This is a genomic window from Nocardioides sp. 1609 (assembly GCF_004522105.1).
Lineage (GTDB): Bacteria > Actinomycetota > Actinomycetes > Propionibacteriales > Nocardioidaceae > Nocardioides.
Map to the genome: position 1 here is coordinate 99654 of NZ_SPUJ01000004.1, position 24489 is coordinate 124142.

Genomic DNA, 24489 nt, shown 5'->3' on the forward strand with positions numbered 1-24489 from the left:
CGGTTCGGTCCGGCGCCCGACCTCGCGGCCCGGTTCTCCACCGAGCAGGGATCGTTCCGCGCCATCCGCTCAGGTCGTGGGCGGTCCGTGCCGCGGGCGCAGGCGCGCGATGCTGTAGAGGGTGGCGCCGGCGGAGGCCAGGGCCGACACCACCAGGCCGACGGCGGTCGCGGTGCTGTGGAAGGGGAGCGACGGGCCGACGGTCAGGCCGAGCGCGCTGGTGCGGGGGATCGAGACGTCGACGGCGTACATGCCTGAGAGGACGGTGATCCACACGACGCCGGCGAGCGACACCACGACGCGGAGCCGGGTCGCCACTCCTGCTCGGGCAGCGGCGACGGCCCGCTCCCGGACCCGGTCGTAGCTCGCGGCGGCCCACCGGTGGTATGGGACCAGGATCCGCAGTCCGGCGACGACGATCAGGGTGCCGGGGCCGGGCAACGGCATCAGGACGACGCCCACGACGACCAGCGTCCACCCCGCGAGCCGCCCGAGGAGGCCGCCGAACGACGGCCACCCCGCCACCCTCGTCGAGACCTCGTCCGGGAGACCGGAGGGTTCCACGGAGTCGTAGGTCGGCACGTCGTGCGCGACATCCGCGTTGCGCCGTGGGGCGAGGGCGCAGGTCACCTACGAGGAAGCGGCGACCGGCCACACATATTCCCGCTCGATCGGCCGGGGCGGTGCCGGGACCGTGACTCGTGGACGGCTAGGTCCTGAGCGGGTGGGTGGCTCCGGTGGCGTGGGCCGCTCGGTGGGTCTGGTGGTGGTGGAACGGGCAGAGGAGGACGGCGTCGTGGGTGTCGGTCCGGCCGCCTGCGGACCAGGGGGTCGTGTGGTGGGTGTGGCAGTACGCCGCGGGCGTGGTGCACGTCGGGTGCTGGCAGTGCTGCTGCTCCAACCCGATCGAAAGTCGTTGGGCGGGGGTGTGGAAGCGCCGGCGTCGTCCGAGGTCGAGGACGTGACCCTGTCCGTCGAGGACGGCGGGGATGATCCCTGCGTCGCAGGCCATGCGGCGGGCCTGGTCGGGTGAGAGGGCGGTGCCGGTGTCGAGGTGCGCGGCGGCGAGTCCGCCGAGGAGGGTCTCGAGGGTCATCGTGACCACGACGGCCGCACTGGTCCCGCCCATGCTCGGGAGCTGGTCGGTGGGGTAGCGCTCGACGTACTCGCAGAACGCCTGCCCCAGCCTCTCCGGGGTCGGCCTCTCGTGGTCGTACGTCCCGGCGCCGTGCTCGGCGCGGACGTGCTTGGGTGCGGCGATCGCGGCCAGTGCCTTCCTCAGCATCGAGGCCTGCGCGGACGGCATCGTGAACCGGCCGTGGGCGAGGCCCTCGCCGTCGTCCCACACCGTGAACGTCGTGCGCTTGCCGGCCCGAGCCTCCTCCGCCTCCAGCAGGCGGGCTTCGTGCTCGTCGGCCCGGTCGGGGTCGATGGTCTCCAGGATCCGCCGCCCGAGGGTCTTCAGGTCGTGGGCGTCGTGGTGCGCGGCCTCGCCGAGCAGGTGCGCCTCGGCCTTGTCGCGCAGGTGCTGGCCGTCGAGGTCGTCGACGGTGGCGGCGATGACCCTCGCCTGCTCGGCGTGCACCCGCCCGGACGCCATCGCGACCCGGACCGGTTCGTGGGCGGCGAGGTCACCGGCCAACCGGACCCTCCGGGCGGCCTCGCCACCGGTGACCCGGGTGACCCGGGCCAGCCACGCAGCCAGCGACCTGGCCCCGATGGTCCCGGGCAGGTCGAGGTCCCCGGCCTGCCCGATGATCCTGGCCTCGAGCTCCTGCACCCCGGCCACCACCTGTGCCAGCCGCGGCACCAGGTCGGCGGTCGCAGCGGCGTCCAGCGACCACGCCGGAGCATCCACCAGGGCAGCGAGCTCGGCCTCGAGGACCGCGACGAACCGGGCGACGGGGTGCCCGTCGCGGTGGTCGTCGTGGTGCTTGCTCATGCCCCCGATTCTACGCCGCACCACCGACAATCGACAGTGTGTTCGATACCTCTGTGGAGAGCGGACGAGAGCCACCGCCGACCCCGGGCCGCCCCGGAGCCACCGGGGTCGAGCGCGCCCTCAGGCCAGCAGGGCGATGACCAGCACCGGCGGCAACGAGACGAGCGAGGCCATGCTGGTCACGGTCGTCATCGTCTTCAGCGCGCCCTGGGTGGTCAGGCCGAGCAGCGACTTGAACATCCAGAAGAAGTTCGAGTTCACCGTCAGGGCGAACATCGACCCGGAGGCGATCGCCAGACCCACGGCGATCGGGGCGACGTCGATCGAGCCGAGCACCGGGGCGATGATCCCGGCGGCCGTGATGGCCGCGACCGAGACCGAACCGATCGCGAGGTGCAGCACGGCGGCGATCACCCAGGCGAGCAGGATGCTCGTGACCACGGCGGCGCCCTCGCTGGCCGAGAACAGTCCGGCCAGCGTGGCGTCGAGGCCGGTGGCCTCGATGACCGCGCCGAGCGAGCCGCCGATGCCGGTGATGAGGAGGATCTCGCCGGTGGTGTGGAACCCCGTCTTGATCGCCTGCTCGGTGCGGTCGTTGCCGCTGGCCGCCCGGGCGAGGACGTAGGCGCCGAGCAGCCCGACGAAGAGCGCGACGTTGGCGTCGCCGATGAACGCGATGAACGAGCTGGAGAAGCCGCCCAGGTCGGCGAAGGCACCGAACGCGATCATCACCAGCGGGACCAGGATCGGGAGCAGGGAGACGGCCAGCGGCACGTCGACGTCGCTGAGGCTGTCGTCCTCGTCGGGCCCGGTGCCGGCCGTGCCCACCGCGGGCCCGCCCTCGCCGAGCGGGTCGTCCTCGGCCTCGTCGGTCTCCGGCCTCCACCAGCCGGCCCTCAGCATCAGTCCGAACAGGAACGTGGTGACCACCGCGGTGAGCGGCCCGAGCACGACGCCGTAGAGCATCCAGGTGCCGAGCGGGACGTCGAGCAGGCCGGCGATCGAGACGGCCGCGAGACCGGGGACGACGAACACGTAGCCGGCGAAGATGCCGGTCCCCACCGCACCCGCGAGGTGCGCGAGGCCGCGCGGGCCGATGTGGGGCGCCGACGAGCGGGCGATCGGCGCGGCCAGGACGACCTGGACGTCGACGTAGATGGACGGGAAGACGGTCGAGAGCGCCCCCGTGAGGGCGTACGGGAGCCGCCGGGCCCCCAGCACCTTCAGCAGTGCGGCGACGAGCTTGCGGAACGTGCCGAGCGAGTGGAGCAGGGCGCCGATCAGCACGCCGAACCCGATCAGCAGCCCCACCTCGGCCATGATCGACCCGAAGCCGCCGGTGATCGCCGCGATCGTGTCGGCGAACCCCACCCCGGCGGCCAGCCCGAGGTAGAGCGAGGCGATCACGAGCGAGATCACCGGGTCGACCTTCACCCAGATGATCAGCCCGACCACCAGCACGATGGCGATGACGGTGTGCACGACCTCCACGGCGGCGGCTCCCTCGTTCGACTGGGCCCCACCCTAGAGGTGACGGAGGTCACGGCCGCCCGCATCGAGCCGTGCGACGGTGTCGTACCTCGCCCGCCCCGTTCGTCCTCCTGGGGCGCCCCGCTCCGGCGGATCCTCGGCAACCTCACCGGGAGCCGCGGCCTCGCTGCGGCAAGGACCCCGGACTCGGGGAACAACCCCGCCGGGACCCGGGTTGGACCCTGTGTCAGACTTGAGCCATGCAGACTCAACTTGTCTGATCCAGATTCCAGCAGTCATCGCTGCACATCCCCAGCGATCACCCAGCACCATCACCCAGCACGGAGGAGATCCACCATGGCACGAGCAGTCGGTATCGACCTCGGGACGACCAACAGCGTCGTCGCGGTCCTCGAGGGCGGCGAGCCCACCGTCATCGCCAACGCCGAGGGTGCTCGCACCACCCCGTCCGTCGTCGCGTTCGCGAAGTCCGGCGAGGTCCTCGTCGGCGAGGTCGCCAAGCGCCAGGCCGTCACGAACGTCGACCGCACCATCCGCTCCGTCAAGCGCCACATGGGCACCGACTGGAGCCAGAAGATCGACGACAAGGACTTCACCGCCCAGCAGATCAGCGCCTTCGTGCTGCAGAAGCTGAAGCGCGACGCCGAGGCGTACCTGGGCGAGACCGTCACCGACGCGGTCATCACCGTGCCGGCGTACTTCTCCGACGCCCAGCGCCAGGCGACCAAGGAGGCCGGCGAGATCGCGGGCCTGACCGTGTCGCGCATCGTCAACGAGCCGACCGCGGCCGCGCTGGCCTACGGCCTCGACAAGGGCGACGACCAGACGATCCTCGTCTTCGACCTCGGTGGCGGCACGTTCGACGTGTCCCTGCTCGAGATCGGCGAGGGTGTCGTCGAGGTCAAGGCGACCTCGGGCGACAACCACCTCGGTGGGGACGACTGGGACAACCGCGTCGTCGAGTGGATGGTCAAGAAGTTCAAGGCCAACAACGGCGTCGACCTCGCCGCCGACAAGATCGCCAAGCAGCGCCTCCAGGAGGCCGCGGAGAAGGCGAAGATCGAGCTGTCGTCGTCCAGCGAGACCACGATCCACCTGCCCTACATCACCCACGGCGAGTCCGGCCCGCTGCACTTCGAGGAGAAGCTCACGCGCAGCGAGTTCCAGAAGCTCACCGCCGACCTGCTCGACCGCACCAAGGAGCCGTTCAAGAACGTGCTCAAGGACGGCGGCGTCGCGGTCGACAAGATCGACCACGTCGTCCTCGTCGGCGGCTCCACCCGGATGCCCGCCGTCAGTGAGGTCGTCAAGGACCTGCTCGGCGGCAAGGAGCCCAACAAGGGCGTCAACCCCGACGAGGTCGTCGCCGTCGGCGCCGCCCTGCAGGCCGGCGTCCTCAAGGGCGAGGTCAAGGACGTGCTGCTCCTCGACGTCACCCCGCTGTCGCTGGGCATCGAGACCAAGGGCGGCGCGATGACCAACCTCATCGAGCGCAACACCACGATCCCGACCAAGCGCTCGGAGATCTTCACGACCGCCGACGACAACCAGCCCTCGGTCGAGATCAAGGTCGCCCAGGGCGAGCGGCCGTTCTGGCGCGACAACCAGCCGCTCGGCAACTTCGAGCTCACCGGCCTCCCGCCGGCCCCGCGCGGCGTGCCGAAGATCGAGGTCACCTTCGACATCGACGCCAACGGCATCGTGCACGTCACCGCCAAGGACCAGGGCTCCGGCAAGGAGCAGTCGATGACGATCTCCGGCGGCTCCGCGCTGTCCAAGGACGACATCGACCGGATGGTCAAGGAGGCCGAGCAGTACGCCGAGGACGACGCCAAGCGTCGCGAGGCCGTCGAGAACCGCAACCAGGCCGACCAGCTCGTCTACACGACCGAGAAGTTCCTCGCCGACAACGGCGACAAGATCCCCGACGAGGTGAAGACCGAGGTCCAGGCCGACGTCGACGCGCTGAAGGCGACCCTCGAGAACGACGAGGCCTCCGCCGAGGAGATCTCGGGCGGCGTCAGCAAGCTCAACGAGTCGAGCCAGAAGATGGGCGCGGCCATGTACGCCGCCGCCGAGGCCGACCAGGCCGCCGCCGGTGGCAGCACCGGGGCGACCGGCGAGTCCGACGACGACATCGTGGACGCCGACGTGGTCGACGCCGAGGTCGTCGACGACGACAAGCCCGAGGGCGACGACAAGTGACCGACCCCCGCGACGAGGTCCCGGGCGACGCGCAGCCGGCTGGTGACGGCGGCGACCACGTCGCCGAGGACCTGCCCGACGGCGGCGGGGTCGACGGCCGGGTCGAGGGCGGCGGACCGCTCGAGCCGCAGGACGTGACCGAGGACGGGGACGCCACGGCGTCCCCGGCCGAGGCCGAGGCCGACGAGCTGACCCTCGCCCGGATCGCCCTGGAGGAGCGCACGCTCGACCTCCAGCGGCTCCAGGCCGAGTACCTCAACTACAAGCGGCGCGTCGAGCGCGACCGCGAGAAGGTGGTGGAGAACGCGACCTACGCCGCGCTCGCGCCGATCACCGAGGTGCTCGACAACATCGACCGGGCGCGGGAGTCGGCCCAGGCGCACGGCCAGGAGCTCGACGGCGGGTTCAAGGCCGTCGCCGACCAGCTCGAGCGCACCGTCGCGGCCGCCGGGCTGCTGAAGTTCGGCGAGCCCGGCGAGGCGTTCGACCCGACCGTCCACGAGGCGCTCGCCCACCAGGGCGAGGACCCCGAGGTGTCGGTGACGACCGTCAAGGTCGTCGCCAAGGCCGGCTACCGGATCGGTGAGCGCGTCGTCCGTGCCGCGCAGGTGCTGGTCGTCGACCCGGCGGACGGCTGAGCAGCACCATCGAGACGTGCACCACGCCGGGTCGGCGCACCGTTGCGCCGGCCCGGCGTCCCTGGAGGAGAGGAGGGTGATCGACCATGGCTGAGCAGGAGTTCAAGCCCGAGTGGGCGCAGAAGGACTTCTACGCCGTGCTCGGCGTGAGCAAGGACGCGCCCGCGGCCGACCTCAAGAAGGCCTACAAGAAGCTGGCGCGGGAGAACCATCCCGACACCCACCCCGGTGACGACGAGCGGCTCGAGAAGTTCAAGGCGGTCGCCGAGGCCTACGACGTCGTCGGCGACACCGACAAGCGCGCCAGGTACGACGAGATGCGCCGGCTCTACGGCAGCGGCGGTTTCCGCGGCGGCGGCGGGGGAGGCGGCGGGTTCAACCTCGACGACCTCCTCGGCGACCGCGCCCGCGGTGGCGGCGGCTTCGGCGACATGTTCGGCGACCTCTTCGGCGGCGGCGGGGGCGGTGGCCAGCGGCGCACCGGTCCCGGCGGCCAGGTCCGGCGTCCGGTCAAGGGCTCCGACGTGGAGACGAGCGCGACGATCTCGTTCACCGACGCGCTCGACGGCGTCACCATCTCGCTGCGGCTCACCTCCGACTCGGCGTGCCCGCAGTGCTCCGGCACCGGCGGCAAGCCCGGCACCAAGCCGCGGATCTGCCCCGAGTGCGAGGGCGCCGGCTACGTCGTGGCCGGCGTGGGCGGCGCGTTCTCGATCAACGAGACCTGCCCCGGCTGCGGCGGACGCCAGCTGGTCTACGACGAGAAGTGCCCGACGTGCCACGGCAGCGGTCGGGGCACCTCGGCGCGCACCATCCAGGCCCGGATCCCCGCGGGGGTCAAGGACGGCGCCCGGATCCGGTTGCGCGGCAAGGGCGCGGCCGGGGAGAACGGCGGCCCGGCCGGCGACCTCTTCGTCGCGGTCAAGGTCAGCCCGCACCGGGTGTTCGGTCGCACGGCCGACAACCTCACCCTCGAGGTACCGGTGTCCTTCGACGAGGCCGCGCTCGGCGCCGAGATCAAGGTCCCGACCCTGGGCGGCGCCCCCGTCACCCTCCGGATCCCCGCCGGCACGCCGAACGGGCGCACCTTCCGGGTCCGTGGCCGCGGCGCGACCAAGGCCGACGGCACCCGCGGCGACCTCCTCGCGACCGTCGCGGTGCAGGTGCCCGCCGTCCTCGACGAGGCCGCCCGCGCCGCCGTCGAGGCCTACCGCGACGCGACCGCCGGCAAGCCGCTGCGCGCCGGCCTGTTCGAGGCTTCCCAGTCATGAGCGCCGCAGTCATGAGCGCCGCGTCATGAGCGGGACGGGTTTCGGTGGCCCTCCCGGGCCGGACGCGCCCGTCTACGTGATCAGCGTCGCCGCCCAGCTCACCGGGCTGCACCCGCAGACCCTGCGCACCTACGAGCGGCTCGGCCTCATCACGCCGGGCCGCACGGGCGGCGGCGGGCGACGCTACTCCCACCGCGACCTCGAGCTGCTCCGGGCGATCGCCGACCTCACGGCCTCCGGCATCGGCATCGAGGGCGTCCGCCGGATCCTCGAGCTCGAGCACCAGGTCGCCGCGCTGCGGGCGCGCAACGACGAGCTCCACGCCGAGCTCGCCGCCACCCGCGAGGCCCTGCGCCTCGCCGCCACCGCCCGGGTCGTCGACACCCCGGTCAGCCGGCTGCCCGTCCTGCGCGACCCCGGTGGCAGCCAGGCCGTCGTCGTCTGGCGTCGCGGGCGCTGACCGCACACCGGTTCGGGCCGCCTGCGGAATCGGGCCGGACGGCGTCCGCTGGCTACAGTGAGCGTCGCTTCGCCACCTCACCTGCAAGGACGCCATGACTCTCGAAGAGCTCCGGATCGCGGCGATCGTCCCGTGCCACAACGAGGAGCTCACCGTCGCGACCGTCGTCGGAGACCTCCGCAAGGCGCTGCCCACCGCGGAGATCTACGTCTACGACAACAACTCGACCGACCGCACCTCCGAGGTGGCCGCCGAGGCCGGCGCGATCGTCCGCTACGAGAAGCGCAAGGGCAAGGGCAACGTCGTGCGCCGCGCGTTCGCCGACATCGAGGCCGACGTCTACCTGATGATCGACGGCGACGACACCTACGACGCCTCGGCCGCCCCGAGGCTGATCGAGACGCTGGTCTCGGGTCCGCTCGACCACGTCGTCGGCGTCCGCGTCGACACCAACGAGGACGGCAGCTACCGTCCGGGCCACGCCATGGGCAACAAGGTCTTCAACAGCCTCACCAGCAAGCTCTTCGGCGAGCCGGTCACCGACATGCTCTCGGGCTACCGGGCCTTCTCGCGGCGCTACATCAAGTCGTTCCCGGCGAACTCGCAGGAGTTCGAGATCGAGACCGAGCTGACCATCCACGCCGCCAACCTGCGGGTCCCGCAGGCGGAGGTGCCGATCGGGTTCAAGGACCGCCCCGAGGGCTCGGAGTCCAAGCTCCGCACCTTTCGCGACGGCTTCAAGATCCTCGGCCTGCTCGCCCACCTGATGCTGCACGAGCGGCCGCTCCTGGTGTGCGGGCTGTTCGGTCTGCTCAGCGCGCTGGTCAGCCTGGTGCTGGGGGTCCCGGTCATCGCCGACTACCTCGACACCGGGCAGGTGGAGCGGTTCCCGACGGCGTTCCTGTCGTCGTCGCTGATGGTGCTCGCCTTCCTCGCCGCCGGCATCGGCATGGTGCTGAACGCCGTCATGCGCGCCACCCGCGAGACCCGGCGGCTGTTCTACCTCCAGCTCTCCGCGTGAGCCGGCCCCCCACCTCGGACCCGGCCCCCAGCACGAGCAGCAGTGCGCGGCGCTACCTCGTCGTGGGGCTGTTCAACACCGCCCTCGACCTGGCGCTCTTCACGCTGCTGGCCGTGGCGGTCGGGTTCGCCCCGGTGGTCGCGAACGTCGTCTCGACCGTCGTCGTGATGACCATCAGCTTCTTCCTCAACCGGGCCTGGGTCTTCCGCTCCGAGAGCGCCGGGCTGAAGGCGTACGCGGCGTTCGTCGCCGTCACGCTGTTCAGCGGGCTCGTGGTGCAGTCGCTGGTGATCTTCGGGCTCCTGCACCTCGCGGACGCCGTCGTCCCCGACCTCTCGCACGACCTCGCCGCCCCGGCCGCGAAGCTGGCCGCGATGGCGGTCGGGATGGTCAGCAACTTCGTGGGCTACCGGTGGGTCTTCGGCGCGGGCGGCGAGACCCCCGGCCTTCCGGGGCCGGATCGCGGGTGAGGGTCGGCCCGCGAGGGCCGAGGGTCTCGTCGGCGCTCGCTGGGGCTCGCTTGGTCAACCTCCGGTAGTCCTGCTCAACCTCCGGTGGTGGCTGCGTCGCGCTCGGCCGCCGCGGGGCGGGTGGGGTCGGACGAGCGGTCGCCGGTGGCCAGCAGGAGCACCACGATCCCGAGCGCGTAGGTGAAGGCGAGGACGTAGCGGCCGCCCGCGCTGAGCGGGGAGACGCCGGCGATGCCGAGCTGCAGGGCGAAGGGCAGGGCCCAGAGCCACGCGTACCGGCGGCGGACGGCGATCGCGGCGGCGAGCAGCAGCACCAGCGCGACGGTGCGGACGCCGTGCGACAGCGTCGGGCGGCACGGGAACGACGAGTAGCAGCTGCGCGCGACGTCGCGGGTGGTGCCGCGCAGCGTCGCGTTCAGGTCGACCGGGGCGACCTGGTAGCCGTCGACGGAGCGCTCGTAGCCCGGCGACCACGGGGGGTACCAGTCGGTGCCCTCGTCGAAGGGGTCGAGGTAGCGGTAGGACTTGAGGAACAGCCCGTCGACGAAGGTCGCCGGGTACTCCTTCGCCAGCCGGAGGACGATCGGGTTCAGCACCTCCCAGTCCTCGGGCTGCACCGTCTCGTAGCGGAAGCTGGCCGACTTGCGCTCCAGCGGGCCGGTCGACTTGAGCGGGTCCGAGCTCGACGGGTCGAAGACGTCGACCATCACGTCGAGGTCGAAGATCCGCGACAGGTCGGCGCGCTCCTGGTCGGTCAGGGCGTCGGGGTGCTCGCGCAGCGTGAGGGCGAGCAGCTGCATCTGGGTGCCCTTGGTCTCGACCGGGTCCGACGGCACCGCCGCACCCCCGGCGGTGACCAGGGCGATGCTCGCGTAGACCAGGACCGCCGGGACGCCGATCGCGACCAGCCCGGCGACCCGGTGCCGGGTCACGAGCAGGGCCAGCGCCTGCGCGACCAGGACGATCCACCCGAACTGGACGCTGACGGCCATCACCAGCGAGACCGCGACGGTCTCGGCGTACCACCGGCGTCCGACGGGCTCGGGCGAGTGGACCAGCCGGGCCAGCAGCGCCAGCCACCACACGAACGCCGCGCAGAACAGCTGGTTCTTGTGCTCGGCCATGCTCCAGAGCGCGATCAGCGGGCTCAGCAGGGTCAGGGCGAGCGCGAGGCCGCGGTGCCACCAGCTCGACACGTGGCGGCCGAGGAGGGTGAGGGCGCGGCCGAAGGCCACCAGCGTGAAGACCGCCGACGCCGCCGAGATGAGCACGATCGCCGGCACCAGGCTGCCGAAGAGCTGGATGCTCACCCAGCAGATCGAGCCGTAGCCGATCATCAGGAACAGCGGGTGGTGGTTCGACCACATGCTGTCGGAGCCGGGCGGCATCGCGTCCATCAGGTAGGTCGACGTCGGGTAGTCGACGTACGGCGCCGTCAGGTCGGCGGGCGCCAGCGGCGGGGCGCCGGCGAAGTCGGAGCGGCGCTGCAGGAACTCGGTGAACATGTTGGCGGCGTCCGGGCTCGGCTGGCCGGGGAACGACGTCAGGTAGAACGGCAGCCACACGACCGCCAGCACCGCCGCGACGCGGTACCAGCGCGCGAACACGTGGTCGACGAACCCCGCCACCCGCACCCAGCGGCCGGTCGGGGTCGGGGCGGCGACCCCGTCGCGCCACGCCGCCGTCCGCGCGCAGAGCCAGCGGAACGCGACGACGTACGGCACGGCGACGACGACGAGGATCGCCAGCACGGCCAGCGGGTGGTCGCCGACCTCGCGCGTGACCAGGCTGTACGGCGCGCCGTCGGGGCGCAGGAGGCGCTCGACGAAGCCGGCGGTCGTGGCCAGGACGACGAGCGCGACCGCCACCACGGCGACCGTCCACCCGAGGACCGTCGACAGGAAGGGTGGCAGTCGCCTCACCCCGCCACCGACCATGCGGCGGAGTGTATCGGCGCGCAGTCCCTAGGATGGCTGCGCCATGAGCCTGATCCCGACCCGACCGCGCGCCCGGCTCTCCGCGGCGGCGCTGGTCGTCGGGTCGGTGCTCGTGCTGGTCAGTCCGGTCCTCGGCCGGGCCGACGTGAACGGCAGCTACCGACCGGTGCTGCCGCCCGACGGCCTCACCACCGGCTGCTTCCCACTGCCCGGCGGCGTCGTCCCCGACTTCGCCTACGTGCTGCGCCGGGACGGCGACACCCTCGCCGCCGACGGGCTGCGCCGGCGCACGGTGCTGCAGCTCGACCGGATCGACGCCGGCGAGGCGAAGGCCCGGCTCGAGGCGCAGTTCGGCGAGGCCGGGGTGCGCGACGTCCGGATCGAGGCGCGCGACTTCGAGGGCGTCCCGGACGACGCCGTCGTCCGCGGCGAGATGGTGCTCGACCTGCCGGTGGTCACCCGCCAGTCCGACGACCCCGACTGCTTCGACCTGAACTCCACCAAGCGGTTCACCCCCGACCTCGCGGACCGCTCGTGACCACCGTGGCCGGCCCGGGGGTCGAGCGCGACGGCGTGCGCGAGCGACTCCGGGCGCGGTGGGCCGGCCTCGGCCGACCCGCGCGGATCCTCGTCTGGCTGTTCGTCGCGACCCTGGTGATGCGCCTGGTCACCTACGTCGGCATCGCGGGCGGACCGCTCGTCGGCGACGAGGCGTTCTACCTCGACTCCGGCCGGGCGCTGTCGAACCTGCTGCGCGACCTGGTCTCCCTCGACGGCCCGGACACCGCCGAGCTCGAGCGGCACGTCGTCGGCAGCGGCTGGTTCATGCCGGGCATGTCGGTCGTGCTGACGCCGCTGTACCTGCTGGCGCCGGCGGCACCGCTCGCCGTCGTGCGCGCCTACCTGGCGCTCTTCTCGGCGCTGCTGCTGCTCGTCACCGCGCTCAAGGTGCGCCGCACCCTCGGCACCGTGCCGGCCGGGGCGATGCTGGTCTTCCCGGGCCTGGTGCCGACGTACTCGGTGTTCGGCGCCGCCGCCTGGGGTGACACGTCGGCCGGGCTGCTCGTCGTCCTGATGCTGTGCCAGGCCATCGACATGCTGCGCGCGGCCCGCGACCACGGCAGGATCTCGTGGCGCGACGGCGTGAAGCTCGGGCTCTTCGCGATCGTCGCGGTGTACTTCCGCTCCAGCGTCAGCCTGCTGGTCGTCGGGATGCTCGGCATCACCTTCGTCACCTCGCTGGTGCTCGCGCGCCGCTCCGACCGCGGCCGGGTCGTGACGACGTACGTCGCCGCCGGCCTGGTGTTCCTCGCGATCCTGGCGCCGTGGAGCCTGGCCGCCTCGACGTCCCTCGACGGCCGGGTGCTCACCACCGTGTCGGTGCCGACGGTGCGCGCCAACGCCTTCGGCGACCGCGACACGATCTGCTTCGGCGAGTGCGACCCGGGCAGCAGCATCTGGTTCTCGCCGCTGCGCTACTCCCGCGAGCAGGGCCGGGCCGCGGGCGTCAGCGAGACCGTGATCGCCGACGAGATGTCGGCCCACGCCCGGCGCCACGTGACCGCCGAGTCCTACGCCCGCGACGTCGGCATCAACGCGGGCCGCTACTTCGGCCAGCCCGCGCGGTTCGCGACGCTGCTGCGCTGGGAGGGTGCGCCGTACGACATCGTGCCGCTCGCCGAGGTGCTCACCCTCGGCACCTTCTACCCGGCCTGCCTGGTGATGCTGGCGCTGCTCGCCGCCGTCACCCGCCGCACCTTCGACAGCCAGCTCACCCTGGTGCTGCTCAAGGTCGGCATCATCGGGCTGATGGCGCAGCCGTTCGTGCACATCGGCGGCCCGCGCTACTGGACGACGATGGCCCCGATGCTCGGGATCGGCGCCGCCCTGCTCTGGACCATGCGCCGCGAACGCCGCGCCGACCTCCCGCAACGCCGCGGTGGCGTCGCCACCTGGCTCTACGCCGCCCAGATCGCCCTCGGCGCGTTCGCCCTCGCCGTCGTCGTCACGATGGGCGTCCTCGCGATCTGACCGGCCCTCCCCGGCGTCCGGGCGGCGCCGCCCGCGCACGGCGTCCCCGGACGACGCCCGCCCGTTGCCTGCGTCACGGTGTCGCACGTGGTGGGGTGGGCTGCACTACCCTGCGCAGACCGGGTGGTGATGGGGCCGCCCGAGGCGAAGGGGCCGTGCGTGGACTGGGTGCGCGACTGGGCGAGCGACCTGCACTGGGCCGCGTTCCTCAGCATCCCGCTCTTCACCGGCGTCGTCGGCTGGCTGATCAACTGGTCGGGCCTGGTGATGCTGTTCGCGCCCCTGCGCTTCCGCGGGGTGCGGGTGCCCGGGATGAGGGAGCTCGCGACGGTCCTGCCGCGCAAGGTGCAGGAGGTCCCCGGACTGCTGCAGGGCGGGATCGGGTGGCAGGGCATCGTGCCGGCGCGGGCCGCGAAGATGGGCAGCATCGCCGTCGACAAGGCGATCGCGAAGCTCGGGACGCCGGCGGAGTTCTACCAGCAGCTCGAGCCCGACCGGATCGCCGAGCACATCGTGACGGTCTTCGGTCCCGAGGTCCCGGGGCTCGTCGACCAGGTGATGCGCACCGAGCACCCGCGTCTGTGGCGCGACCTGCCGCAGCCGTTCAAGGACGCCGTCTACCACCGTGTCCAGGCGCAGCTGCCGAGCGTCGTCGGCCGGGTGACCGACGAGATCGGCATCCACATCGACCAGCTGCTCGACCCGAAGATCATGGTGATCGACCACTTCGCCGACAACCCCGACCTGGTCGTGCGGATCTTCCGCGACTTCGGCCAGAAGGAGCTGGACATGATGGTCCGGTTCGGCTTCGTGTTCGGGTTCCTGCTCGGCGTCCCGGTGGCCGTCGTCGACAGCATCGCCCACCAGGCGTGGCTGCTCCCGGTGCTCGGCGTCGTCGTCGGCTGGGCCACCAACGCCCTGGGCATGTGGCTGATCTTCGAGCCCGCCGAGCCGCGGCGGGTCCTCGGCGTCAAGGTGCACGGGCTCTTCCTGCGCCGCCAGGACGAGGCTGCCGGCGTCTACGCCCAGATCATCGCCGACGACGTCATCACCCTCGAGCGGATCGGCGACTTCCTGCTCGACGGGCCGCGCGGCGACCGGACGCGGCAGATGCTCGTCACCGCGCTGCGCCCGGCGATCGACCAGGCCGCCGGACCGGCCCGCGGTGCGCTGCGCGTGGCGATCGGCGGCGCCCGGTTCGACACGATCCGGGAGTCGGTGGCCCGGGAGGCGGTCGATCGCACGTTGACGCCGTTCAAGGACCCCGAGTTCAGCGCCCGCCAGGCCGAGCGGATCCGCGACCTCGTCGAACGACGGACCAGGGAGCTGCCCCCGCGCGACTTCGTGGAGATGATGCGCTCGGCCATCAGGGAGGATGAGTGGATGCTGTACGCCCACGGAGCGATCATGGGAGCCGCCGGCGGCCTCCTGCACCTTGCGATCTTCGGCGTCCAGGGGGCCTGATGAGCACCGAGCCCCCCGGCCGCCCCGACCCGCGCGACCTGCTGCCCGCCGCCGAGGCGCTGCCCGGGCTGGCCCGGGTGGCGGCGTCCGCCGCCTGGCACACGACCGGCTGGTCGCTGCGCACCTCGGCGGCCGCGTGGCGCCGGGTCGGGCGTGCCGTCACCGACCAGGACGAGGCCGCCGCCCTCGCCGAGGACGCCGGCCAGGCGATCGCCGTGGTCGGCGAGCTGGCCCGCTCGGTGTCCTCCGGCACCCCGGTCGGCAAGGCCCTCGTCGTCGCCGGCGCGACGCTCGGCGGGCTGGTGGGCGAGCACCCGTCGGCCGCCGGTCAGGACCCGGTGGTCGTCGACGGCCGGGTCGTGCCGCCGGCCGCCCCGACGAAGCACGAGCCGACGCTGCGCGAGCTCGGCCAGGACCTGCTGATGCGCTCGCGCGACGTCTGGAGCACCGACGAGGGTCACCCGGCGTTCGCCCGGATCCTGACCGAGCTCGCGCCCGACGAGGGCCGGATCCTCCTGCTGCTGCTCAACGACGGCCCGCAGCCCAGCGTCGACGTCCGCACCGGCGGGCCGATCGGCCTGGTGTCCTCGCACCTCGTCGCGCCCGGGCTGACCATGATCGGCGCCCGAGCCGGCCTCCGCCACGTCGAGCAGGTGCCGTCGTACCTCAACAACCTGTTCCGGCTCGGCCTGGTCTGGTTCTCCCGGGAGTCGCTGCGCGACCCGCTGGAGTACCAGGTCGTCGAGGCCCAGCCCGACGTCCTCGCGGCGGTGCACTCGGTGAAGTTCGCCAAGGTCGTGCGGCGCAGCATCCACCTGACGCCGTTCGGCGAGGACTTCTGCCGCACCTGCCTGGTCGAGGAGGACGCCGCCGACGCGTCGTTCCCCGAGCACGGCACCCCCGGCGACGGCGACGCCGTCGAGCCGCGCTGACGCAGCACGGACGCAGCACGGACGCAGCACGGAGGCGAGCCGGTGTTTCGGCGCCATGAAATCTCGCGGACGGCGTATCCAGGGACGCTCCCGCGGGTCTAGGTTCGCTCCGACTCGGGCGCACGACCCGGGTGGCGGGAGGGCGACATGACAGACCTGGCGAACGGGCGGCCGTCGATCGGTGACCAGCTGAGGCGGCGCAAGCCGATCGCGGCGCCGCGCGGGCCGCACGACGGGCCCGAGCTGCAGCGGAGCTTCGGGACCTTCCAGCTCATGCTCTTCGGTGTCGGCGCGACCGTCGGCACCGGCATCTTCTTCGTGCTGCAGGAGGCGGTCCCCGACGCCGGGCCGGCCGTCATCGTCGCCTTCCTCGTCGCGGGGCTCGCCGCCGGGCTGTCGGCGATCTGCTACGCCGAGGTCGCCAGTGCGATCCCGGTCAGCGGCTCGACGTACTCCTACGCCTACCACTCGATGGGCGAGCTCGTCGCGATGGTCGTCGCCGCGTGCGTGCTCCTCGAGTACGGCGTCAGCTCGGCCGCCGTCGCGGTCGGGTGGAGCGGCTACTTCAACGAGCTGCTGCAGAGCCTGTTCGGGTTCCACCTGCCCGACGCGCTGTCGTACTCACCGGTGCCCTACGAGGACAACGTCACCGGGCTGGTCAACCTGCCGGCCGTCGTCCTGGTGGTCATGTGCATGTTCCTGCTGCTGCGCGGCGCGAGCGAGTCGGCGAAGGTCAACACGATCATGGTGCTGATCAAGCTCGGGGTGCTGCTGCTCTTCGTGGTCATCGGCCTCACGGCGTTCGAGACCGACCACTTCAGCGGCTTCTGGGACGCCGGCGCGGCCGGCATCAGCGCCGCCGCCGGCACGATCTTCTTCTCCTTCATCGGGCTCGACGCCGTCTCGACCGCGGGGGAGGAGGTGCGCGACCCCCAGCGCGCGCTGCCCCGGGCCATCATGGGCGCGCTGGTGATCGTCGTCGCGATCTACGTGCTCGTCGCGCTGGCCGGCGTCGGCGCCCAGCCGAGCGAGGAGTTCGAGGATCCCGACCAGCAGAGCGCCGGGTTGTCGGTGATCCTGTCGAACATCACCGGCTCGAGCGTGCCCGGCACGATCCTCGCTGCCGGCGCGGTCATCTCGATCTTCTCGGTCACCCTCGTCACGCTCTACGGCCAGACCCGCATCCTCTTCGCGATGGGCCGCGACGGGATGCTGCCGAAGCGGTTCGCCTCGGTGAACCCGGTCTCGCTCACCCCGACGTTCAACACCGTCGTCGTCTCCGTCGTGGTCGCGCTCATCGCCGGCTTCGTGCCGTCGGACTACCTGTGGGACACCGTCTCGATCGGCACCCTCATCGCGTTCATCGTCGTCGCCACCGCCGTGCTGGTGCTGCGCCGCTCGCAGCCCGACCTCGAGCGGCCGTTCCGGGTGCCCGGCTACCCGGTCACCCCGATCCTGACGATCGCCGCGTGCGTCTACATCCTGTCCGGGCTCGCGGCCGTCACGTGGGTCATCTTCGCGGTCTGGCTGGCGGTCGTGCTGGCGTTCTACCTGCTGTGGGGTCGCAACAACGCCGCGCTGAACCGCGGGGTCGTCGCCGACACGACGCAGCCCGGGGCGCCGGGCGGAGGCCACTGATGACGCTCGTGGTCGGGTACGCCGCCGCCAAGGGTGACGCGGCCCCGCTGCACCTCGCCGCGACGCTGGCCCGCTCGGCCGGTCGGGACCTGCGCGTCGTCGTCGTCGTCCCGGCCCCGTGGCCGACCCCGGTCGCCCGCGGCTCCGACCGCGAGTTCGAGACCTGGGCGCGTGACCAGGGCGAGCGGTCGGTGGCCGCGACCACCGAGCTGCTCGCGGAGATCTGCCCCGACGTGACGGCGTCCGTGGCCGCCGTCCCGGGCAAGTCGGAGGCGGCCACGCTCATCGAGGAGGCGACGCGGGTCGGTGCCGAGATGATCGTCGTCGGCTCCGGCACCGACGGCGCGTGGGGGACGGTCGTGGTGAGCTCGACTGCCGACCGGCTGCTGCACTCCTCGCACGTCCCGGTCGCGGTCGCGCCACGCGGGTTCCGCGCCGCGCCCGACGCGACGCTCGGCCGCGCGACGTGCGCGTTCCGCGGCGACGACGCCTCGTCCGACGTCCTGGCCCGCACGGCGGCGATCTGCCACGAGGTGGGCGCGGCGCTGCGGGTCGTCACCTTCGGCGTCCGCGGCAAGACGATGTACCCGCCCGAGGTGCACGGCGAGGACGAGATCCTGGCGTCCTACGTCGAGCACACCGCCGCCCTCCAGGCGGCGGCCGTCGCGGCGCTGGGCGACGGCCCGGACGTGCCCGACGACGTCGAGACGGCCGTCGCCACCGGGCGCAGCTGGGCCGAGGCCCTCGAGGGCGTGCCGTGGGAGCGCAGCGACGTCCTGGTCGTCGGCTCGTCGGCCGCCAGCCTGATGAAGCGGCTCTTCCTCGGCTCGACCGCCACCAAGATCATCCGGGCCTCCCCGGTGCCGGTGGTCGTCGTCCCCTGACCCGCCGGCCCGCCCTCACTCGCCCGAGGGGACCGTCGCGGTGATCACGGTGCCGTCGGAGCGGCGGGTGCCGGCGGGGTTGGGCGGCGAACCCTCCAGGCGCGGGCCGCGGCCGTCGAGGGCGACGCTCGCGGGCGCTCCCGGGGCGACGGTCAGCGTGTCGTTCTTGACGCCGAAGGCGAGCTCGCCCCCGTCGGGGCCGACCTCCTCGATCTCGAGGTGCAGGGCGTCGGGCTCGACGCGGACCCGCACGCGGGTGCCGCGCAGGGTGATCCGGTAGGTGAGCGAGTCCCAGCCGTCGGGGAGCCGCGGGTCGAGGCACCAGCGGCCGCCGCCGAGGTCGCGGAAGCCCCCGAAGCCGGAGGCCAGGGCGCTCCAGACGCCACCGGTCGAGGCGACGTGGACGCCGTCGGAGGTGTTGCCGTGCCGGTCGGCGAGGTCGACGAACAGGGCCGCGTGGAAGTAGCGCAGCGCCAGCTCGTGGTAGCCGACCTCGGCCGCGATGATCGACTGCACGACGGCCGAGAGCGTGGAGTCGCCCGTGGTGATCGGGTCGTAGTAGTCGAAGTCCGCCTTCTTCTGCTCCAGCGTGAAGTGCTCACCCTGCAGGAACAGCGCGAGGACGACGTCGGCCTGCTTGAGCACCTGGAAGCGGTAGATCACCAGCGGGTGGTAGTTGAGCAGCAGCGGCCGCTTGTCCTGCGGCGTGTGGTCGAGGTCCCACATCTCCCGCTCGAGGAAGTGCAGGTCCTGCGGGTGGATGCCGAGGTGCTCGTCGAAGGGGATGTTCATGGCGTTCGCGGCGCGCTCCCACTGCTCGACCTCGCCGTCTCGCAGGCTGACGCGGGCGGCCATCTCGCGGAAGTTCTCCGGTCGCTTCTCCTGGATGAACCGCACCGCCTCGGCGGCCCTGCGCAGGTTGAAGCGCGCCATCACGTTCGTGTACAGGTTGTCGTTGACGACCGTCGTGTACTCGTCGGGGCCGGTGACCCCGTGGATGTGGAACGCGCCGCCGTCCTCGTCGCGCCAGAAGCCGAGGTCGGCCCACAGCCGGGCGGTCTCGACGAGGATGTCGACCGCCTGGCGGTCGAGGAACTCGTAGTCGCCGGTGGCGCTGACGTACTGGCTCAGGGCGTAGGCGATGTCGGCGTCGATGTGGTACTGCGCGGTGCCGGCGGCGTAGTAGGCCGAGGCCTCCTCGCCGTTGATCGTGCGCCAGGGGAACAGGGCGCCCTTCTGCGCGAGCTGGCGGGCGCGGTGGCGCGCGGAGTCGAGCAGCGAGTGGCGGAAGCGCAGCGCGTTCCGCGCCGCCCCCGGGGTGGTGTAGGTGAGGAACGGCATCACGTAGATCTCGGTGTCCCAGAAGTAGTGACCGCCGTACCCGGACCCGGTCACCCCCTTGGCGGGGATGCCGGCGCCGTCGGCGCGCGCCGAGGCCTGCGCCAGCGAGAAGAGGTTCCACCGGGCGGCCTGCTGCAGCGCCGGCTGACCGCCGATCTCGACGTCGGAGCGCTCCCAGAACTCGTCGAGCCATGCCTGCTGGTCGTGCGCCTGCTTCTCGAGGCCCTCCTCGCGCACCCGGTCGAGGGTGCGCAGGCAGCGGTCGAGCAGCTCGCCCGTGGGCACCACGCGCGCGGCGTGGTAGCCGACGGTCTTGGTGAGGCGGATCGGGACGCCCCGCTCGGCGCTGACGTGGAAGATCGCCTTCATCATGTCGTCGCCGCGCTCGTAGGCGGTGGTGCTCGGGCTGTCGGTCTCGAGCTCGTGGTCGACCGCGATCGCGATCGTCATGCCGCTCTCGGCCGTCTTGTAGCGCAGCGCGAGCCGCCCGTCGGGCAGGACGCCGTGGTCGTTCTCCGGCACCAGCACCCGGTTGGCGAAGTGGCTGGCCTTGCGCGGGTCGAAGTCGGCGGCGGCCTTGGCCATCTCGACCGACGCACCGCGGTCGGCGTCCTGGCGGTTGAGCAGCTGCGAGCTGATCGTGATCGGGGCGCCGTCGTCGAGCAGGGTGACCTCGAAGGTCATCACCGCGAGGTGGCGCTGGGTGAAGGAGACCATCCGGGTGCTGTCGACCTGCACCCGTCGCCCGGACGGCGTGCGCCACACGACGTGCCGCGACAGGACGCCGGTGCGGAAGTCGAGGGCGCGCTCGTACTCGACGAGGTCGGCGGTCGACAGCTCGAGCGGCTCGTCGTCGACGTAGAGCCGGATCACCTTCGCGTCGGGGGCGTTGACGATCGTCTGGCCGACCTTCGCGAACCCGAACGCCTCCTCGGCGTGCTGGATCGGCCAGGTCTCGTGGAAGCCGTTGATGAAGGTGCCGTTGGCCGCGAAGTCGCGGCTCTCCTCGTAGTTGCCGCGCAGGCCGAGGAAGCCGTTGCCGACGCTGAACACCGACTCCGTGGTGCCGAGGTCGCTGGAGTCGAAGCGGGTCTCGACCAGGCGCCACTCCTCGACCGGGAAGCGGGTGCGGTCGAGCGGGTCGACGGCCGGCGGGGCCTTGTGGCTGGCGCCGTGCCGCTCGTGCAGGCTCGGGTCGACGGTGCTCATGCGGGGTCCCCGGGCGCAGCGGCCGCGGCGGTGAGCTCGTCGAGGTCGTCGACGACGACGTCGGCGCCGGCCCGGGTCAGCGCGTCGTGCCCGACGCCGCGGTCGACCCCGACCACGAGGCCGAAGTCGCCGGCGGCGCCGGCCGCGACGCCGCTGGTGGCGTCCTCGACGACGACGGCGGTCTCGTCGGGCACGCCCAGCTCGCGGGCCGCCTCCTGGTAGGTGTCGGGAGCCGGCTTGCCCTTGAGGCCGCGCTCGGCGGCGACGCCGCCGTGCACCACGACGGTGAAGTAGTCCGTCACGCCCGCCGCGGCCAGCACGTCGGGCGCGTTCTTCGACGACGACACGATCGCCAGCGCGGTGCCGCGCTCGCGCAGCTCGTCGAGCAGCCGCAGCGACCCCGGGTACGCCGCGACGCCCTCCTCGCGCAGCACCTGGCCGAAGGCGTCGTTCTTGCGGTTGCCGAGCCCGCAGACGGTCTCGGCGCCGGCCGCCTGGTCGGCGGGGTCCTCGGGGGTGCCGTCGGGCAGCGTGATGCCGCGGGAGGCGAGGAGGTCGCGGACGCCGTCGTAGCGCGGCTTGCCGTCGACGTGCTCGAAGTAGTCGGCGTCGGTGTAGGGATCCTCGACCCCCCGCGCGCTCAGGAAGTCGTTGAACATCTGCGCCCAGGCGCGCATGTGGACCTCGGCGGTCGGCGTGATGACGCCGTCGAGGTCGAACAGGACGGCGCGGTACGCGCTCCAGTCGACGATCATGCGCCTGAGGGTAGTCGGGCCGACCGTCCGACTCGTAGACACCGTGACAGATGGTCAAAGTTGAGTGGAACAGACTCAACTCTTGCTACGTTGAACCCGGTGTCCGACTCCGTCGGGCCGCCGATCCACCCGTTCCGACCCGCTCGGACCCGTACCGCAGGAGCATTGCCCCCATGAGTCAGTTCTCCGCCGAGAAGTTCACCACCCGCAGCCGGGAGGCCATCGAGGCCGCCCAGCTCGCGGCGACGACGTCCGGCCACAGCAAGGTCGAGCCGCTGCACCTCCTCGTCGCGCTGCTGCGCGACAGCGAGGGGACGGCGGGCACGCTGGTCACCAAGGCCGGCGTCGACCTCGCGACCCTGACCCGCAGCGCCGAGTCGGCCTTCGCCGCGCTGCCGCGCGCGACCGGCGCGACCGTGCAGCGCCCGACCACGTCGCCGGCGCTGACCCGCGTGCTCGCCGGCGCGCTCGACCTGGCCTCGTCGATGAAGGACGACTTCGTCGCCACCGAGCACCTGCTCATCGCGCTGGCCGGCACCGACTCCGACGCCCAGCGGGTGCTCAAGGACGCTGGGCTCAGCGAGAAGGGCCTGCGCGAGGGCCTCACCGCCGTCCGCGGCAACCGCCGGGTGACCAGCCAGGACGCCGAGTCGACCTGGGAGGCGCTCGAGAAGTACTCCGTCGACCTCACCCAGCTCGCCGAGGAGGGTGCGCTCGACCCCGTCATCGGACGCGACGCCGAGATCCGGCGCGTCGTGCAGGTGCTGTCGCGGCGCACCAAGAACAACCCCGTCCTCATCGGCGAGCCTGGCGTCGGCAAGACCGCCGTCGTCGAGGGACTCGCCCAGCGCGTCGTCGACGGCGACGTCCCCGACTCGCTCAAGGGCCGGCGGGTGCTCAGCCTCGACCTGGCCGCGATGGTGGCCGGGGCGAAGTACCGCGGCGAGTTCGAGGAGCGGCTCAAGGCCGTCCTGGAGGAGATCAAGGACGCCGGCGGCCAGGTCATCACGTTCATCGACGAGCTGCACACCGTCGTCGGCGCGGGCGCCGGCGGCGACTCCGCGATGGACGCCGGCAACATGCTCAAGCCCATGCTGGCCCGCGGCGAGCTGAGCATGATCGGCGCGACCACGCTCGACGAGTACCGCGAGCGGATCGAGAAGGACCCCGCGCTCGAGCGCCGCTTCCAGCAGGTCTTCGTCGGCGAGCCCTCGGTCGAGGACACCATCCAGATCCTGCGCGGCATCCAGGAGAAGTACCAGGCCCACCACGGCGTCCGGATCACCGACGCCGCGCTGGTCGCGGCCGCCACCCTGTCCGACCGCTACATCACCGGCCGCCAGCTCCCCGACAAGGCGATCGACCTGATCGACGAGGCCTCCAGCCGGCTGCGGATGGAGATCGAGAGCTCCCCGGAGGAGATCGACCAGCTGCGCCGCCAGGTCGACCGGCTCCGCATGGAGGAGTTCGCGCTCGCCAAGGAGGACGACGCCGGCTCCCGCGACCGGCTCGGCGTCCTGCGCGCCGACCTGGCCGACAAGCAGGAGGAGCTGCGCGGCCTCGAGGCCCGCTGGGAGCAGGAGAAGGCGTCGCTCGAGGGCGCCGGCGAGCTCCGCAAGCAGCTCGACCACCTGCGCGTCGAGGCCGACAAGCACCAGCGCGACGGGGAGTACGAGAAGGCCTCCGAGATCCTCTACGGGCAGATCCCGCAGCTGGAGAAGCAGATCGAGGCCGCCGAGTCCGCGGAGCGCTCGACCGCCGAGCCGATGGTCGGCGAGTCCGTCGGCCCCGAGCAGATCGCCGACGTCGTCGAGGCCTGGACCGGCATCCCGACCGGGCGGATGCTCGAGGGCGAGACCGCCAAGCTGCTGAAGATGGAGGACGTCATCGGCGAGCGGCTGATCGGCCAGCGCGCCGCCGTCGTCGCGGTCAGCGACGCCGTCCGCCGCTCCCGGGCCGGCATCGCCGACCCCCACCGTCCGGTCGGCTCGTTCCTCTTCCTCGGCCCCACCGGCACCGGCAAGACCGAGCTCGCGAAGTCGCTGGCCGACTTCCTCTTCGACGACGAGCGCGCGATCGTGCGCATCGACATGAGCGAGTACTCCGAGAAGCACTCGGTCGCGCGCCTGGTCGGCGCCCCTCCCGGCTACGTCGGGTACGACGAGGGCGGCCAGCTCACCGAGGCGGTGCGCCGCCGGCCCTACAGCGTCGTGCTCCTCGACGAGGTCGAGAAGGCGCACCCGGAGGTCTTCGACATCCTGCTGCAGGTGCTCGACGACGGTCGGCTCACCGACGGCCAGGGCCGCACGGTCGACTTCCGCAACACGATCATGATCCTCACCAGCAACCTGGGCTCGCAGTACCTCGTCGACCCGACGCTCAAGCCGGAGAAGAAGCGGGACGCGGTGATGGCGGTCGTGCGGTCGTCGTTCAAGCCGGAGTTCCTCAACCGGCTCGACGAGATCGTCCTGTTCGAGGCGCTCTCGAAGGAGGCGCTGACCCACATCGTCGACCTCCAGCTCGGGCTGCTCGAGAAGCGGCTCGCGGTCCGGCGGATCACGATCGAGGTCACCGACGCCGCCAAGGCCTGGCTCGCCGAGACCGGCTTCGACCCGGCGTACGGCGCCCGGCCGCTGCGCCGCCTCGTGCAGTCGGCGATCGGCGACAACCTCGCGAAGATGCTGATCGGCGGCCAGGTCGTCGACGGGTCGACCGTGCGCATCGACGCCGGCGACGGGGGCCTGGTGCTGAGCGTCTGACGCCGTCGCACGCCGTCTCGCGCCGTCGGGCGAGGTGCGGG

At 72.3% G+C, this 24489-nt stretch carries 19 protein-coding genes; 13 read left to right on the forward strand and 6 right to left on the reverse strand.

The annotated features are described in order from the left end of the window. Window positions 1–69: 69 nt before the first annotated feature. The 3 genes from E4623_RS10865 to E4623_RS10875 form a co-directional block, all read right to left on the reverse strand. Entirely contained in the window at window positions 70–564 is a 495-nt protein-coding gene (locus E4623_RS10865) for a PGPGW domain-containing protein (protein WP_134766573.1), read from the reverse strand. A gap of 145 nt (window positions 565–709) precedes the next feature. After that, window positions 710–1942: an HNH endonuclease signature motif containing protein gene (locus E4623_RS10870; protein WP_134766574.1), complete on the reverse strand. Its 1233-nt coding sequence runs from the start codon at window positions 1940–1942 to the stop codon at window positions 710–712. A 120-nt stretch (window positions 1943–2062) separates the two neighbouring features. Then, window positions 2063–3433 carry an SLC13 family permease gene (locus E4623_RS10875; RefSeq protein WP_134766575.1) on the reverse strand — a complete coding sequence of 457 codons (1371 nt, stop codon included), beginning with the start codon at window positions 3431–3433 and terminating at the stop codon, window positions 2063–2065. A 336-nt stretch (window positions 3434–3769) separates the two neighbouring features. Between E4623_RS10875 and dnaK the strand changes: the two genes are divergently transcribed. The 6 genes from dnaK to E4623_RS10905 all read left to right on the forward strand — a co-directional run bounded on the left by dnaK (window position 3770) and on the right by E4623_RS10905 (window position 9498). Continuing rightward, a complete protein-coding gene (gene dnaK, locus E4623_RS10880; protein ID WP_134766576.1) occupies window positions 3770–5638 on the forward strand; it encodes a molecular chaperone DnaK in 1869 nt (622 codons plus the stop codon). Continuing rightward, window positions 5635–6276 (forward strand): nucleotide exchange factor GrpE, encoded by a 642-nt coding sequence (gene grpE / locus E4623_RS10885; RefSeq protein ID WP_245155024.1) that lies wholly within the window; start codon window positions 5635–5637, stop codon window positions 6274–6276. Before dnaK ends, grpE begins: the two co-directional genes overlap by 4 nt. 86 nt (window positions 6277–6362) lie before the next feature. Further along, window positions 6363–7547, forward strand: coding sequence for a molecular chaperone DnaJ (gene dnaJ, locus E4623_RS10890; protein ID WP_134766577.1), 1185 nt, complete (start codon window positions 6363–6365; stop codon window positions 7545–7547). Between the two features lie 25 nt (window positions 7548–7572). After that, a complete protein-coding gene (locus E4623_RS10895) occupies window positions 7573–8007 on the forward strand; it encodes a MerR family transcriptional regulator (protein ID WP_134766578.1) in 435 nt (144 codons plus the stop codon). A gap of 94 nt (window positions 8008–8101) precedes the next feature. Continuing rightward, the gene (locus E4623_RS10900; RefSeq protein ID WP_134766579.1) at window positions 8102–9028 is read left to right on the forward strand and encodes a glycosyltransferase; all 927 of its coding nucleotides are present in this window, start codon (window positions 8102–8104) and stop codon (window positions 9026–9028) included. Then, window positions 9025–9498: a GtrA family protein gene (locus E4623_RS10905; protein WP_134766580.1), complete on the forward strand. Its 474-nt coding sequence runs from the start codon at window positions 9025–9027 to the stop codon at window positions 9496–9498. The genes E4623_RS10900 and E4623_RS10905 overlap by 4 nt, the downstream gene beginning before the upstream one ends. A 74-nt stretch (window positions 9499–9572) precedes the next feature. Here E4623_RS10905 and E4623_RS10910 read toward each other — a convergent pair whose 3' ends face one another. Further along, window positions 9573–11420, reverse strand: coding sequence for a DUF6020 family protein (locus E4623_RS10910; protein ID WP_134766581.1), 1848 nt, complete (start codon window positions 11418–11420; stop codon window positions 9573–9575). Window positions 11421–11478: 58 nt separating this feature from the next. Between E4623_RS10910 and E4623_RS10915 the strand changes: the two genes are divergently transcribed. From E4623_RS10915 to E4623_RS10940, 6 genes are all read left to right on the forward strand, one after another. Then, window positions 11479–11973: a hypothetical protein gene (locus E4623_RS10915; protein ID WP_134766582.1), complete on the forward strand. Its 495-nt coding sequence runs from the start codon at window positions 11479–11481 to the stop codon at window positions 11971–11973. Then, window positions 11970–13466, forward strand: a complete 1497-nt coding sequence (locus E4623_RS10920) for a hypothetical protein (protein ID WP_134766583.1) — start codon at window positions 11970–11972, stop codon at window positions 13464–13466. The genes E4623_RS10915 and E4623_RS10920 overlap by 4 nt, the downstream gene beginning before the upstream one ends. Window positions 13467–13625: 159 nt before the next feature. Further along, window positions 13626–14930 (forward strand): hypothetical protein, encoded by a 1305-nt coding sequence (locus tag E4623_RS10925; RefSeq protein WP_245155025.1) that lies wholly within the window; start codon window positions 13626–13628, stop codon window positions 14928–14930. Beyond that, window positions 14930–15862 (forward strand): Abi-alpha family protein, encoded by a 933-nt coding sequence (locus E4623_RS10930; RefSeq protein WP_134766584.1) that lies wholly within the window; start codon window positions 14930–14932, stop codon window positions 15860–15862. Before E4623_RS10925 ends, E4623_RS10930 begins: the two co-directional genes overlap by 1 nt. Window positions 15863–16009: 147 nt before the next feature. After that, window positions 16010–17500 (forward strand): amino acid permease, encoded by a 1491-nt coding sequence (locus E4623_RS10935; protein WP_134766585.1) that lies wholly within the window; start codon window positions 16010–16012, stop codon window positions 17498–17500. Continuing rightward, window positions 17500–18384, forward strand: coding sequence for a universal stress protein (locus tag E4623_RS10940; protein WP_134766586.1), 885 nt, complete (start codon window positions 17500–17502; stop codon window positions 18382–18384). The genes E4623_RS10935 and E4623_RS10940 overlap by 1 nt, the downstream gene beginning before the upstream one ends. Before the next feature lie 15 nt (window positions 18385–18399). Here the strand turns inward: E4623_RS10940 and E4623_RS10945 are convergent, their stop codons facing one another. After that, the gene (locus E4623_RS10945) at window positions 18400–20934 is read right to left on the reverse strand and encodes a glycosyl hydrolase family 65 protein (RefSeq protein WP_134766587.1); all 2535 of its coding nucleotides are present in this window, start codon (window positions 20932–20934) and stop codon (window positions 18400–18402) included. After that, window positions 20931–21689 carry a beta-phosphoglucomutase family hydrolase gene (locus E4623_RS10950; protein ID WP_134766588.1) on the reverse strand — a complete coding sequence of 253 codons (759 nt, stop codon included), beginning with the start codon at window positions 21687–21689 and terminating at the stop codon, window positions 20931–20933. Before E4623_RS10950 ends, E4623_RS10945 begins: the two co-directional genes overlap by 4 nt. Before the next feature lie 173 nt (window positions 21690–21862). Between E4623_RS10950 and clpB the strand changes: the two genes are divergently transcribed. Then, the gene (gene clpB / locus E4623_RS10955; RefSeq protein WP_134766589.1) at window positions 21863–24448 is read left to right on the forward strand and encodes an ATP-dependent chaperone ClpB; all 2586 of its coding nucleotides are present in this window, start codon (window positions 21863–21865) and stop codon (window positions 24446–24448) included. Window positions 24449–24489: the final 41 nt, after the last annotated feature.

Bases quoted from the DNA above. Each gene is read 5' to 3' on its own strand.
- E4623_RS10935 (WP_134766585.1), top strand. From the start codon at position 16,010: ATGACAGACCTGGCGAACGGGCGGCCGTCGATCGGTGACCAGCTGAGG.
- E4623_RS10895 (WP_134766578.1), top strand. From the start codon at position 7,573: ATGAGCGGGACGGGTTTCGGTGGCCCTCCCGGGCCGGACGCGCCCGTC.
- E4623_RS10915 (WP_134766582.1), top strand. From the start codon at position 11,479: ATGAGCCTGATCCCGACCCGACCGCGCGCCCGGCTCTCCGCGGCGGCG.
- E4623_RS10940 (WP_134766586.1), top strand. From the start codon at position 17,500: ATGACGCTCGTGGTCGGGTACGCCGCCGCCAAGGGTGACGCGGCCCCG.
- dnaJ (WP_134766577.1), top strand. From the start codon at position 6,363: ATGGCTGAGCAGGAGTTCAAGCCCGAGTGGGCGCAGAAGGACTTCTAC.
- clpB (WP_134766589.1), top strand. From the start codon at position 21,863: ATGAGTCAGTTCTCCGCCGAGAAGTTCACCACCCGCAGCCGGGAGGCC.
- E4623_RS10900 (WP_134766579.1), top strand. From the start codon at position 8,102: ATGACTCTCGAAGAGCTCCGGATCGCGGCGATCGTCCCGTGCCACAAC.
- E4623_RS10930 (WP_134766584.1), top strand. From the start codon at position 14,930: ATGAGCACCGAGCCCCCCGGCCGCCCCGACCCGCGCGACCTGCTGCCC.
- E4623_RS10950 (WP_134766588.1), bottom strand. From the start codon at position 21,689: ATGATCGTCGACTGGAGCGCGTACCGCGCCGTCCTGTTCGACCTCGAC.
- dnaK (WP_134766576.1), top strand. From the start codon at position 3,770: ATGGCACGAGCAGTCGGTATCGACCTCGGGACGACCAACAGCGTCGTC.
- E4623_RS10945 (WP_134766587.1), bottom strand. From the start codon at position 20,934: ATGAGCACCGTCGACCCGAGCCTGCACGAGCGGCACGGCGCCAGCCAC.
- E4623_RS10870 (WP_134766574.1), bottom strand. From the start codon at position 1,942: ATGAGCAAGCACCACGACGACCACCGCGACGGGCACCCCGTCGCCCGG.